This is a genomic window from Vibrio crassostreae 9ZC13, from assembly GCF_000272045.2.
Lineage (GTDB): Bacteria > Pseudomonadota > Gammaproteobacteria > Enterobacterales > Vibrionaceae > Vibrio > Vibrio crassostreae_C.
The window spans coordinates 515,634-527,130 of the sequence record NZ_AJYZ02000042.1 but is presented as its reverse complement, the minus strand read 5'-3'; the positions used below and the strand labels follow the sequence as shown (position 1 = coordinate 527,130).

Genomic DNA, 11,497 nt, shown 5'->3' with positions numbered 1-11,497 from the left:
TTTAAGGATAAATATGGCGATTAAAGTATTAGTCGTTGATGATTCGAGTTTCTTTCGTCGTCGCGTTAGCGAGATCATCAACTCAGAGGCTCGCCTAGAAGTCATTGATGTAGCAGTAAACGGTAAAGAAGCCGTTGAAAAAGCGAAACAGCTAAGACCTGACGTAATCACGATGGATATTGAAATGCCTGTCATGGACGGTATCACTGCCGTTCGTGAAATCATGGCCGCGTCTCCAACGCCTATTTTGATGTTTTCATCGTTAACGCATGATGGAGCGAGAGCAACGTTAGATGCGTTAGATGCAGGTGCTCTCGACTTCCTTCCTAAGAAGTTTGAAGACATTGCACGTAACCGCGACGATGCAGTTGCATTGCTTCAACAGCGTGTGATTCAGATTGCAGCGAAGCGTGCGTTTATGCGCCGTGCTCCTATTGCGCCGAGAGCGACTGCGACGACTGCAACATCTACGCCATTGCGCCAACCGATTTCAACAGCAGCTTCGACTTCGACAGCGAAGCCTGCGGTTGCATCAACGGCAAAATTCAGAGCGTCAGGTAAGAAGTATCAATTAACAGCAATTGGTACGTCGACTGGCGGCCCTGTTGCTCTACAGAAGATTTTGACTCGCATCCCTGCTAACTATCCACACCCAATTGTGTTAGTTCAGCATATGCCAGCAACATTCACTGCTGCTTTTGCGAGCCGATTGAACACCTTGTGTAAGATTGAAGTTCGCGAAGCGCAAGACGGTGATGTGTTAAAACCTGGCGTGGCGTATCTTGCTCCGGGTGGTAAACAGATGATGGTGGATGGCCGCGCAGGGTCTGCACGTCTAAGAATTATCGATGGCGGCGACCGCATGAACTACAAGCCTTGTGTGGATGTCACATTCGGCTCTGCAGCGAAGATCTACGGCGACAAAGTGTTGTCTATGATCCTGACTGGTATGGGCGCAGATGGTCGAGAAGGTTCGCGTATGTTGAAAACTGCGGGCTCGACAATTTGGGCACAAGACGAAGATAGCTGTGTTGTATATGGTATGCCTCAAGCTGTAGCAAAAGCTGGCATTTCTACTGAAGACCTCCCTCTAGACCGTATCGCGGAAAGGATCTTGGTCGAAGTTGGGTTAGCTTAGGTAAATCGAAATGATTGTTTGGAGTGTTGCAAACCAAAAAGGTGGTGTTGGTAAAACGACCACGACCGTGACTCTAGCAGGTTTACTTGCGTTGAAGGGGCACCGTGTTCTGTTGGTTGATACTGACCCACATGCATCACTGACCACCTATCTGGGTTACGATTCAGATACGGTGGAATCGAGCCTGTTTGATCTGTTCCAGCTGCGTGAATTTAACGCGCAGACGGTAAGACCTTTGCTTTTACAAACGGAAGTCGAAGGTATCGATATTATCCCTGCGCATATGTCTTTGGCGACATTAGACCGTGTAATGGGAAATCGAAGCGGCATGGGGTTGATCTTGAAGCGTGCTTTGGCCGCTTTAAAAGATGACTACGACTATGTGTTGATCGATTGCCCGCCAATTCTTGGTGTGATGATGGTCAATGCATTGGCTGCAAGCGATCGTATATTGATTCCGGTACAGACGGAATTTTTGGCGATGAAGGGCTTAGAGCGCATGATTCGCACTTTGACCATTATGCAGAAGTCGCGCAAAACACCGTTTAAGGTGACGATTGTCCCGACGATGTACGACAAGCGAACCAAAGCCTCACTGCAAACATTAACGCAGCTCAAAGATGATTACCCAAACCAAGTTTGGACGTCTGCTGTGCCGATTGATACCAAGTTTCGAGATGCGAGCCTAAAGCGCTTGCCAGCCTCTCATTTTGCATCGGGTAGCCGTGGTGTATTTGCTTATAAACAGTTGCTTATTTATCTCGAAAGGTTGGCGATAAATGAGCGCGAATAAAGAATCAACATTGGCGCAGCCAAGTCTCTCCAGTGAACAAGCACTGGATGATTATTTTACTGCGCTGTTAGGTGATGAAAGCTTTGAATCTGACGATTTTTTTGTTGACGAGTCGAGCGACGAATCACAATCTGAAGAGCCAGAGCCAGAGCCAGAGCCAGAGCCAGAGCCAGAGCCAGAGCCAGAGCCAGAGCGCCAATTTTCGAGTCACCACTCTAGCTACGCAGAAATACGCGCGGCTGAGTTTGAGGTTCCTAACCTTGAAGATGTTCAGAAACTACTCAGCCGTTTAGAGGCGACCAATGTTGTTGATGAACTGAACCTTGATGAGTTGATGGATCAGAACACCCAGAAAATCGCCCAGCAAGCAGACATGCAAATGTTTGATGCCGCGGTTGAGTCTGTTCAAGTGTTCGAAGAGCCAGAGATTCAGGATTGGAATCTTCCAGAACCCGATTTATCAATTGTTGTAGAGCCACCTGTTGAATCGCAGCAAGTTGAAGAGTTACAAGCTGAATCGTTGGAGACGGAACAAGTAGAAGTTAAGGCTGTTGAGCCTGAACTTGACGTTCCTGATCCCGAGACAGTTATTGAACCCGAAACTCAAGCAGGAGGTGCTGACCAGTTTACCTCTTGGGAAAGTACGGTTCGCAAAGAAGACTTTCAAGTCTTGTATTTTGATGTAAACGGCGTGACCTTTGCGGTGCCACTTGATGAGCTTGGCGGCATCCATCGCCTTGAAGAGTTAAGTCATATCATTGGTAAGCCAGCTTGGTATTTGGGTTTACAAACCAACCGTGATAGTCAGCTAGATGTGGTCGACACCGCAAAATGGGTGATGTCTGAGAAACTATCAGGTGACGAATACAAAGAAAACTATCAATATATAGTGATGCTTGGAGAGAGCTTGTGGGGCCTGGCGGGCACAGAGCTCAAAGGCACCGAGCTACTTAATACAGACAAAGTACGTTGGCGAGAAATGGCAGGGAAACGCCCATGGCTCGCTGGTATGGTAAAAGAAAAAATGTGTGCTTTGATTCATGTTGAAGCATTAATCGCCATGCTAAACGCAGGGCTAGATGTAAAAGCATTAAGCTAGTAATAAGCATTGGGCTAACAATAAGCATCAAGTTAATAATAGTGGTCGGTAACGACGGCAAGAGGATTATCTATGTCTCATATGAGTGAAGTTGAAGTAAGAAAAGAGCAAACGAATGATGAAGTACTTCAATGGGTGACTTTCCAGCTAGAAGAAGAAACTTACGGCATCAACGTAATGCAAGTACGTGAAGTACTACGTTACAGCGAAATTGCTCCAGTACCGGGTGCTCCAGATTACGTTCTAGGTATTATTAACCTACGTGGTAACGTTGTTACTGTTATCGACACTCGTTCTCGCTTTGGTTTGATGCAAGGTGAAATCACAGACAACACTCGTATCATCGTTATTGAATCTGAGCGTCAAGTAATTGGCATTCTAGTAGATAGCGTTGCTGAAGTGGTTTACCTGCGTTCTTCTGAAATCGACACAACGCCAAGTGTTGGTACTGATGAAAGTGCTAAGTTCATCCAAGGTGTAAGTAACCGAGATGGCAAGCTACTTATCTTAGTAGATCTAAACAAACTACTAAGCGAAGACGAATGGGATGAGATGGCTCACCTGTAATGTTTGAAGCGCTTCCTTTAAGCCCTGTCGCTCTGATATCAGGCGTTGGGGTTTTTACGTTATTTATCCTGATTTTGATTAGCAAAGTAAAACGTGCGATTCAAAAGCAGCTCGATCAGTCACGCCTGCAAGTTCGTAACTTGGACAAAGAGCTTCAAAAATCGAGTAAGCAATTACTTGAGGTTCGCTCTGTTGTGGTTGGCCTTGGCCAGAAAGTGACGGAACAGCAAGATCTGATAAAGCACTTGAATGAACGCATTGTTGAGTTGGAACATGCTGACACCGATGGACGCTTGTACACGCGTGCAACGAAAATGGTTCAGCTTGGTGCCGGGATAAACGAACTGATCGAAGAGTGTGAATTACCTAAAGCGGAAGCTGAGCTGATGATGTCTCTACAGAATAAGCTCGCGGGTAAGGAAAAAGTCCCTTCGTTGAGAAGTAACCCTTCATCGTACGATCAGCAACCCGATGCCTCTCGCGATCGCAGAGACCCGCCTCGACGTCGTTAAATTGAGCGCTTAATTCGTATTGAGCAATTGATGTTTATTACGTATTCCTCTTAAAAGAAGCTTCGGCTTCTTTTTTTATGCCTGCCCGGTCTATATAGAACGATGTTTATAAGTGCTTGTATCTACGACAATATCTTGTTTGTTGATGAAAATGTGTAAATTGTGATGAGGTGGTAACAGTTTCTTACCGACTTTGTTCTATCGAAAACGCCTAGTCCTGTTTTGTCACCATGTTGGTGTGCTACTATAGCGCTCTCATTACTCGACTAAATTTACCTATGCTAGAAGTCTCAAATTTAACTGCTATTCGTGACGACAGGATTCTGTTTGAATCGTTGTCTTTTCAATTGAAACCAGGTGAGCTGGTTCAAGTTGAAGGTCGTAACGGTACCGGGAAAACGACACTCCTTAGGATTATTACTGGCTTAGGCGATCGCGATGACGGCACTATCTCTTGGGATGGTGAGTCTATTGAATCGAGTCGAGATGTTTATCATCAAAATTTACTTTTTCTTGGTCACCAAACAGGTGTAAAGCGCGAACTTAGTGCTTATGAGAATCTGAGCTTTTATCAGTCTATTCACAGTGGCGGTACCAGCAAAGAAGAGCTTTATCACGCGCTGGCTCAAGTGGGGCTTGCGGGCAGAGAAGACGTACCTGCGGGGCAACTTTCAGCAGGCCAACAGCGCCGAGTAGCGTTGGCTCGCCTGTGGTTGAGCAAGCAAATGTTGTGGATTCTCGATGAGCCGCTGACTGCCATCGATAAGCAGGGCGTGAAAGTTCTCGAATCTCTTTTTTCTCAGCATGCAGACAACGGTGGCATTGTGTTGTTAACCACACACCAAGATATGTTTGCTGATAGCCCGAAACTAAGAAAAATAAAGTTGGGTGAGTAATATGATCTCTTCAATGACCACGATTATCCGACGCGAACTGCTTATCGCGTTTCGACGTCAAGCGGATATCTTTAACCCTTTGTGGTTCTTCATCATTGTTATCACGCTTTTCCCTTTGAGTATTGGCCCAGAGCCAAACCTACTTGCGCGTATTGCTGCGGGTATTGTTTGGGTGGCCGCTTTGCTCTCTGCATTGCTCTCTTTAGAGCGTCTTTTCCGTGATGATTTTCAAGATGGCGCCCTTGAACAGATGATGCTGATGCCAATCCCGTTGCAGTTGGTAGTATTGTCCAAGGTCATAGCACACTGGTTGTTGACCGGGTTACCATTGATTTTAATCAGCCCATTATTGGCTGTTTTGTTGTCTTTAGATTTTGATACATGGCTCTCAGTTGTGTTGACCTTGCTGGTAGGAACACCCGCATTGAGTTTTATTGGTGCGATTGGTGTTGCGTTAACCGTTGGGTTACAGAAGGGCGGAGTCCTGTTAAGCCTGTTAATCTTGCCGCTTTACATCCCCATTTTGATTTTCGCGACGTCAGCGATTGACGCTGCGGCTTTGGGCGTTGCGTACAACGGCCAATTGGCGGTGCTTGGGGCAATGTTAATGGGTGCGATGACTATGACGCCTTTTGCGATCAGTGCCGCACTTAGAGTGAGTGTGAACTGATTGGGGTTCCGTTATCGTATAGCCAATGTGAACCAAATGTGACGATTGGACTCATAGAGTCAATAAAACTGAAAGCAAGACAAATAAAATTATTATAATTATAGCTTTAATAGCTGTAAGCAATATGAAGTAAGAGTGAGATTACAACATGTGGAAATGGCTCCATCCCTATGCCAAAGCAGAAACCTCTTATCAGCTTGCTGGTAAACTTTTGCCATGGTTTTCGATCCTAGCGCTATTGTGTCTATCCGTCGGTACCGTGTGGGGGCTTGCATTTGCGCCTTCTGATTACCAACAAGGCGATAGCTTCCGTATCATCTACATCCATGTACCGTCTGCAATCTGGTCTATGGGCGTTTACATGTCGATGGCGATTGCTGCCTTTATCGGTTTGGTATGGCAGGTAAGGCTATCAGACATGGCCGCACTGGCGATGGCACCGATTGGTGCTGTGTTTACCTTCATTGCGTTACTAACCGGCGCTGTTTGGGGTAAACCAATGTGGGGCGCCTGGTGGGTTTGGGATGCGCGTTTAACCTCAGAGCTGATTCTTCTATTCCTATACTTGGGTGTGATTGCACTACACCACGCTTTTGACGACCAAAAAACAGCAGCAAAAGCGGCAGGCATTTTGGCTATCGTTGGTGTCATCAACCTACCTATCATTCACTTTTCAGTAGAGTGGTGGAACACACTTCACCAAGGCGCGACGATCACTAAGTTCGACAAGCCTTCTATTTCAAGTGACATGTTATGGCCGCTTCTTCTTAACATCTTCGGCTTCGCCTTTTTCTTTGGTGCTGTGACTATGGTTCGTTTCCGTAACGAAATTATCAGTAAAGAAAGTCACCGTCCATGGGTTCGCAAGCTTGCGGCTGAAAAAGCGTAGTAGGGTAGGTAATTATGTATTTTGAATCTTTGAGTGATTTCTTTGCCATGGGAGGCTATGCCTCCTATGTATGGAGTGCATTTGGAATCACATTTCTCGCGATGATCATTTTACTGGTCGTAAGCGTTCGTCGTGGTAAGCAATTACTAAATGAAGTACAAGCTAAGATTGATCGTCAAGCTCGTATCGATGCAGCAAAAAATATGGAGAACACTCTATGAACCCAAGACGTAAAAAGAGGCTGGGCATTGTCTTAGCGATCTTTTTTGGTATCAGTGCGACTGTTGGATTGATGGTTTACGCACTTAACCAGAACATGGATCTGTTCTACACACCAACTGAGCTGGTCAACGGCAAAGATGGTAAGAAACCTGAAGTTGGTCAACGCCTACGTATTGGTGGCATGGTCGTAGTCGGCTCTGTAAGCCGTGACAATGAATCACTACGTGTAAGCTTTGATTTGCAAGATGTAGGCCCTAAAGTAACAATTCTATACGATGGCATCCTTCCTGATCTTTTCCGTGAAGGCCAAGGTATTGTTGCTCAGGGTGTTCTTAAAAATGCAACGACAATCGAAGCGTTTGAGGTGTTGGCAAAGCACGATGAAGAGTACATGCCTTCTGAAGTTGCGGAAGCAATGAAGAAAACCCATGAGCCTTTGCAATACACGACTGAACAAAAAGAAGGAAATGCTCAATGATAGCCGAGATCGGCCATTTTGCGATGATCCTGTCCTTGGGACTTGCATTGCTGCTAAGCGTGCTCCCATTGTATGGAGCCGCTCGAAATAACACATTATTGATGAACAGCGCACGACCGTTGTCGTGGGGTATGTTCGGATTCTTAGCGATTTCGTTCTTTATCTTGTGTTACGCGTTTTACACAAATGATTTTACGATTCAATACGTAGCAAGTAACTCAAACAGCCAACTACCTTGGTACTACCGAATTACGGCGGTTTGGGGTGCGCACGAAGGTTCATTACTGCTTTGGGTTCTCATCCAAGCGGGTTGGACTGTAGCAGTAGCGACATTCAGTCGTGGTATGCCTCAAGAGTCTGTGGCTCGCGTTTTGGCTATCATGGGTCTGATTACTGTCGGCTTCTTGCTGTTCATTATCGTGACGTCTAACCCGTTCTTACGTACATTGCCTTTCTTCCCTGTTGATGGCCGTGACCTGAACCCACTACTGCAAGATCCGGGTTTGATTATTCACCCGCCAATGCTTTACATGGGTTATGTAGGTTTCTCTGTTGCGTTCTCTTTCGCAATCGCTTCTCTAATGAGTGGTCGTCTTGATACGGCATGGGCTCGTTGGTCGCGTCCTTGGACAATCGCAGCTTGGTTATTCCTAACGGTAGGTATCGCACTAGGTTCATGGTGGGCTTACTACGAACTTGGCTGGGGTGGCTGGTGGTTCTGGGATCCAGTAGAAAACGCTTCATTCATGCCTTGGTTGGCTGGTACTGCTCTAATGCACTCACTAGCGGTAACTGAGAAGCGTGGCACATTTAAAGCTTGGACAGTACTGCTGGCTATCTCTGCATTCTCGCTAAGCTTACTAGGGACATTCTTAGTTCGTTCGGGCATCTTGGTATCGGTTCACGCATTCGCGTCGGATCCTGCTCGTGGTATGTTTATTCTAGGTTTCCTAGTCTTTGTTATCGGTGGTTCACTGCTGTTGTTTGCTATTAAAGGCGCATCGGTTCGTGTTCGCGGTAACTTCGATCTGGTTTCTCGTGAAAACGCACTGCTTGGTAACAACATCTTACTGATTGCAGCGCTTGTCGTTGTGTTAGTAGGTACGCTACTGCCATTAGTTCACAAACAGTTAGGCTTGGGCTCGGTATCTATCGGTGCACCATTCTTTGATATGTTGTTCTTCTGGTTAATGATCCCGTTCTCGTTCCTGCTTGGTATCGGTCCTCTGATCCGCTGGAAACGTGACAACCTGTCTAAGCTTGTTAAACCAATGCTGATTTCAGGTGCACTCTCACTTGGCTTGAGTGCGCTAATGGTTGCTCTACTGTCTGACCGCTTCAGTGGTACTGCGTTTGCTGGTTGGGTAATGGCGTTCTGGATCATCTTCATGCACGGCTTTGAGCTGCATGAGCGTGCGACTCACCGTCATACATTCTTGAAAGGTCTAACTAAGCTACCTCGTAGCCACTGGGCAATGATGTGTGGTCACATAGGTTTAGCCGTGACAGTGATTGGTATCGCGATGGTGCAAAACTACAGCATCGAACGTGATGTACGTCTGGCGCCAGGTGAAAGCTACCAGCTTGAAGAATACAGCTTCCTGTTTACAGGGGTTCGTGACAAAGATGGTCCTAACTACGATGGTTACATTGCTGACTTTGAAATTACTAAAGAAGGCAAATACATCAACACGCTTCACGCTGAAAAACGTTTCTACACCACAGCTAAGTCTATGATGACAGAAGCAGCGATTGACCGTGGCGTAACGCGCGACCTTTACATTGCAATGGGTGAACGTTTAGACGACAACAAATCTTGGGCTGTACGTATCTACTACAAACCATTTGTACGTTGGATCTGGGCAGGTTCTTTGATTATGTCGATTGGTGGCGCTATTGCTATCAGTGACCGTCGTTACCGTTTCCGTAAGCCAATCAAAAAGTCGGCTGAAGAGCAGGAGGCTTAATTCGAATGAACAAGAAGATTTTATTCATTCCATTGATTGCGTTCATGGTTCTAGCTGGAATCTTTGCAACGCAATTAATGCGCAACCAGTCGGGCGATGACCCAACTAAGCTAGAATCCGTATTGATTGGTAAGCCTGTTCCTGAGTTTGGTCTAGAAGACTTAGAACAACCAGGTAAGTTTCATGATCAAGCGATCTTTAAAGGCGAGCCACTGCTTCTTAACGTGTGGGCGACTTGGTGTCCTACTTGTTATGCAGAGCACTCTTACCTGAACAAGCTTGCGGATCAAGGCGTTAAGATCATTGGTCTTAACTACAAAGATGATCGCAACAAAGCGGTTGGTTGGCTAAAAGAGTTGGGTAACCCGTACCTAATTAGCCTGTTTGATGGTAATGGCATGCTAGGTCTTGACCTTGGCGTGTATGGCGCGCCTGAAACTTTCCTAATCGATGCTAACGGCGTAGTTCGCTACCGCCATGTTGGTGACGTGAACCCAACCAACTGGGCATCGACGCTTGAGCCGATGTATCAAGAGTTGTTGGAGGAATCGAAATGATTAGAAAGGCACTGATTACTCTATTCGCTACGTTCGCAATTTCAGCGACTGTTTCTGCTGCGCCTATCGAGTTCCATGAATTTGATACCGTAGATCAAGAACAGCAGTTCAAAGAGTTGAGTAATACGCTACGTTGCCCTAAATGTCAGAACAACACGATTGGTGATTCGAATGCTGAGCTAGCGGTCGACTTACGCCAAAAAGTGTACGAGATGACAAAAGACGGCAAGTCTGAGCAAGAAATTATTGATTACATGATTGCTCGTTACGGTAACTTTGTAACGTACAACCCGCCACTGACCTTAGCTACATCGATCCTTTGGATTGGTCCGTTTGCGGTTGTTGTGTTTGGATTTGGTTTGATTATTTTACGAAGCAGAAAGTCAAAATCAAAAGCAGCAGTAGAGTCAAATAAAGACTGGGATGCAGACAAAGAAGCTCGCTTAAAAGCGTTACTCGATGAAGAGAACGACGGAGATAAGAAGTAATGACTCTATTTTGGATTTCTACCATTATCCTTTCGCTAGCGGCAATTTTCTTAATTGTTCTGCCTTTCATTAACAAGAAGGCAAACAATGACGAGATGCTTCGCGACGAGTTGAATAAAGCGTTCTATAAAGACCGTCTTGTCGAGTTAGAAGTAGAAGCAGAGGAAGGTCTTGTTGATAACCAACAAGAACTGATCGATGATTTGAAACAGTCTCTGCTTGATGATGTTCCTGCACAAGAAGAGATGAAGAAGACTCAAATCTCTACGCTTGGTGTGGTTGTACCGTCGATCATCCTTGTCGTCGTTGTGACTTATGGTATGTACTTTAAGTTCGGTGCGTTGGACAAAGTTCAACACTGGCAAGAAGTGAGCTCGAACCTTCCTGAATTGTCTAAAAAGCTAATGTCATCGGAAGGTGGTGCACTAACGGATGATGAGTTGGAAGATTTGACTCTAGCGCTTCGTACTCGTCTGCATTACCAACCAAAAGATTCAACAGGTTGGTTGCTACTCGGTCGTATTGCACTGGCTAACCGCGACGCTGAAACAGCAAAAGATTCTATGGAACGAGCTTACAAGCTTGAACCTAAGAATGAAGATGTTCAGTTAGGTTTCGCACAAGCACTGATGCTTTCTCCTGATGAAGCTGATCAAAACCAAGCTCGTTTGATTTTGAGCCGTTTGATTCAAAACGATTACGTTGACCTTCGTGTGTTCTCACTGCTTGCGTTTGATGCGTTTGAGCGTCAAGACTACCCAGGTGCGGTGAAGTACTGGAGCATCATGCAGCAGATGATTGGTCCACAAGACAGTCGCTATGAAATGCTTTCGCGCAGTATTGAAAGTGCTCAGAAGAAAATGGGCGACAATATGGGTGTCGACCAAGGTAAGACTGTTGCTGTAACGCTCGATCTATCTGCAGACGTGAATGCTGACCCTAACTCAGTGTTAATTGTTTCAGTACACAGAGCAGATGGTTCTCCAATGCCTATCGCAGCCGCTCGTTACCCACTAGGGACTTTCCCTCGTACTGTTGTTCTAGATGACGGCAACAGCATGCTGGAAGGACAAGAGCTGTCTAGCCTTGAAACTCTGATGGTTAGAGCTAGGCTTGATACAGACGGCAACGTTTCAACTCGCGAAGGCGATTGGTACGGTGAAAGTGAAGTGGTTGAACTGGGTGCTCCAGTTACCATTGATATCAATAAGCAATATTAAT

Annotated in this window: 14 protein-coding genes; all 14 read left to right on the top strand. The window is 45.9% G+C overall.

Features of this window, described 5'->3' with window-relative positions; all coding sequences use genetic code 11:
* Positions 1 to 13: 13 nt before the first annotated feature.
* Positions 14 to 1,138: a protein-glutamate methylesterase/protein-glutamine glutaminase gene (locus tag A136_RS21050; RefSeq protein WP_017060664.1), complete on the top strand. Its 1,125-nt coding sequence runs from the start codon at positions 14 to 16 to the stop codon at positions 1,136 to 1,138.
* Between the two features lie 10 nt (positions 1,139 to 1,148).
* Positions 1,149 to 1,931 carry a ParA family protein gene (locus tag A136_RS21045; RefSeq protein WP_017064111.1) on the top strand — a complete coding sequence of 261 codons (783 nt, stop codon included), beginning with the start codon at positions 1,149 to 1,151 and terminating at the stop codon, positions 1,929 to 1,931.
* Positions 1,918 to 3,030, top strand: a complete 1,113-nt coding sequence (locus A136_RS21040; RefSeq protein ID WP_017064110.1) for a chemotaxis protein CheW — start codon at positions 1,918 to 1,920, stop codon at positions 3,028 to 3,030. The genes A136_RS21045 and A136_RS21040 overlap by 14 nt, the downstream gene beginning before the upstream one ends.
* Before the next feature lie 72 nt (positions 3,031 to 3,102).
* A complete protein-coding gene (locus A136_RS21035) occupies positions 3,103 to 3,597 on the top strand; it encodes a chemotaxis protein CheW (RefSeq protein WP_017064109.1) in 495 nt (164 codons plus the stop codon).
* Positions 3,597 to 4,109 carry a DUF2802 domain-containing protein gene (locus A136_RS21030; RefSeq protein WP_017064108.1) on the top strand — a complete coding sequence of 171 codons (513 nt, stop codon included), beginning with the start codon at positions 3,597 to 3,599 and terminating at the stop codon, positions 4,107 to 4,109. The genes A136_RS21035 and A136_RS21030 overlap by 1 nt, the downstream gene beginning before the upstream one ends.
* A gap of 278 nt (positions 4,110 to 4,387) precedes the next feature.
* Entirely contained in the window at positions 4,388 to 5,005 is a 618-nt protein-coding gene (gene ccmA / locus A136_RS21025) for a cytochrome c biogenesis heme-transporting ATPase CcmA (protein WP_017060659.1), read from the top strand.
* A 1-nt stretch (position 5,006) separates the two neighbouring features.
* Positions 5,007 to 5,675, top strand: a complete 669-nt coding sequence (gene ccmB, locus A136_RS21020) for a heme exporter protein CcmB (protein ID WP_017060658.1) — start codon at positions 5,007 to 5,009, stop codon at positions 5,673 to 5,675.
* Positions 5,676 to 5,823: 148 nt separating this feature from the next.
* Entirely contained in the window at positions 5,824 to 6,564 is a 741-nt protein-coding gene (locus A136_RS21015; protein ID WP_017064107.1) for a heme ABC transporter permease, read from the top strand.
* Positions 6,565 to 6,578: 14 nt separating this feature from the next.
* Entirely contained in the window at positions 6,579 to 6,785 is a 207-nt protein-coding gene (gene ccmD / locus A136_RS21010; RefSeq protein WP_009848525.1) for a heme exporter protein CcmD, read from the top strand.
* Positions 6,782 to 7,264 carry a cytochrome c maturation protein CcmE gene (ccmE, locus tag A136_RS21005; protein ID WP_017064106.1) on the top strand — a complete coding sequence of 161 codons (483 nt, stop codon included), beginning with the start codon at positions 6,782 to 6,784 and terminating at the stop codon, positions 7,262 to 7,264. Before ccmD ends, ccmE begins: the two co-directional genes overlap by 4 nt.
* On the top strand, positions 7,261 to 9,231 hold the full coding sequence (locus A136_RS21000; RefSeq protein WP_017064105.1) for a heme lyase CcmF/NrfE family subunit: 1,971 nt from the start codon (positions 7,261 to 7,263) through the stop codon (positions 9,229 to 9,231). Before ccmE ends, A136_RS21000 begins: the two co-directional genes overlap by 4 nt.
* 5 nt (positions 9,232 to 9,236) lie before the next feature.
* Positions 9,237 to 9,788 (top strand): DsbE family thiol:disulfide interchange protein, encoded by a 552-nt coding sequence (locus A136_RS20995; RefSeq protein WP_017060653.1) that lies wholly within the window; start codon positions 9,237 to 9,239, stop codon positions 9,786 to 9,788.
* On the top strand, positions 9,785 to 10,276 hold the full coding sequence (locus A136_RS20990) for a cytochrome c-type biogenesis protein (RefSeq protein WP_017064104.1): 492 nt from the start codon (positions 9,785 to 9,787) through the stop codon (positions 10,274 to 10,276). Before A136_RS20995 ends, A136_RS20990 begins: the two co-directional genes overlap by 4 nt.
* A complete protein-coding gene (gene ccmI, locus A136_RS20985; RefSeq protein WP_017064103.1) occupies positions 10,276 to 11,496 on the top strand; it encodes a c-type cytochrome biogenesis protein CcmI in 1,221 nt (406 codons plus the stop codon). Before A136_RS20990 ends, ccmI begins: the two co-directional genes overlap by 1 nt.
* Position 11,497 lies beyond the last annotated feature (1 nt).

Excerpts from the sequence above, each read along its gene's own strand:
- ccmA (WP_017060659.1), top strand. The coding sequence starts at position 4,388 with ATGCTAGAAGTCTCAAATTTAACTGCTATTCGTGACGACAGGATTCTG.
- ccmI (WP_017064103.1), top strand. The coding sequence starts at position 10,276 with ATGACTCTATTTTGGATTTCTACCATTATCCTTTCGCTAGCGGCAATT.
- ccmE (WP_017064106.1), top strand. The coding sequence starts at position 6,782 with ATGAACCCAAGACGTAAAAAGAGGCTGGGCATTGTCTTAGCGATCTTT.
- A136_RS21030 (WP_017064108.1), top strand. The coding sequence starts at position 3,597 with ATGTTTGAAGCGCTTCCTTTAAGCCCTGTCGCTCTGATATCAGGCGTT.
- A136_RS20990 (WP_017064104.1), top strand. The coding sequence starts at position 9,785 with ATGATTAGAAAGGCACTGATTACTCTATTCGCTACGTTCGCAATTTCA.
- A136_RS21000 (WP_017064105.1), top strand. The coding sequence starts at position 7,261 with ATGATAGCCGAGATCGGCCATTTTGCGATGATCCTGTCCTTGGGACTT.
- A136_RS21035 (WP_017064109.1), top strand. The coding sequence starts at position 3,103 with ATGTCTCATATGAGTGAAGTTGAAGTAAGAAAAGAGCAAACGAATGAT.
- A136_RS21045 (WP_017064111.1), top strand. The coding sequence starts at position 1,149 with ATGATTGTTTGGAGTGTTGCAAACCAAAAAGGTGGTGTTGGTAAAACG.
- ccmD (WP_009848525.1), top strand. The coding sequence starts at position 6,579 with ATGTATTTTGAATCTTTGAGTGATTTCTTTGCCATGGGAGGCTATGCC.
- A136_RS21040 (WP_017064110.1), top strand. The coding sequence starts at position 1,918 with ATGAGCGCGAATAAAGAATCAACATTGGCGCAGCCAAGTCTCTCCAGT.
- A136_RS21015 (WP_017064107.1), top strand. The coding sequence starts at position 5,824 with ATGTGGAAATGGCTCCATCCCTATGCCAAAGCAGAAACCTCTTATCAG.
- A136_RS20995 (WP_017060653.1), top strand. The coding sequence starts at position 9,237 with ATGAACAAGAAGATTTTATTCATTCCATTGATTGCGTTCATGGTTCTA.
- A136_RS21050 (WP_017060664.1), top strand. The coding sequence starts at position 14 with ATGGCGATTAAAGTATTAGTCGTTGATGATTCGAGTTTCTTTCGTCGT.
- ccmB (WP_017060658.1), top strand. The coding sequence starts at position 5,007 with ATGATCTCTTCAATGACCACGATTATCCGACGCGAACTGCTTATCGCG.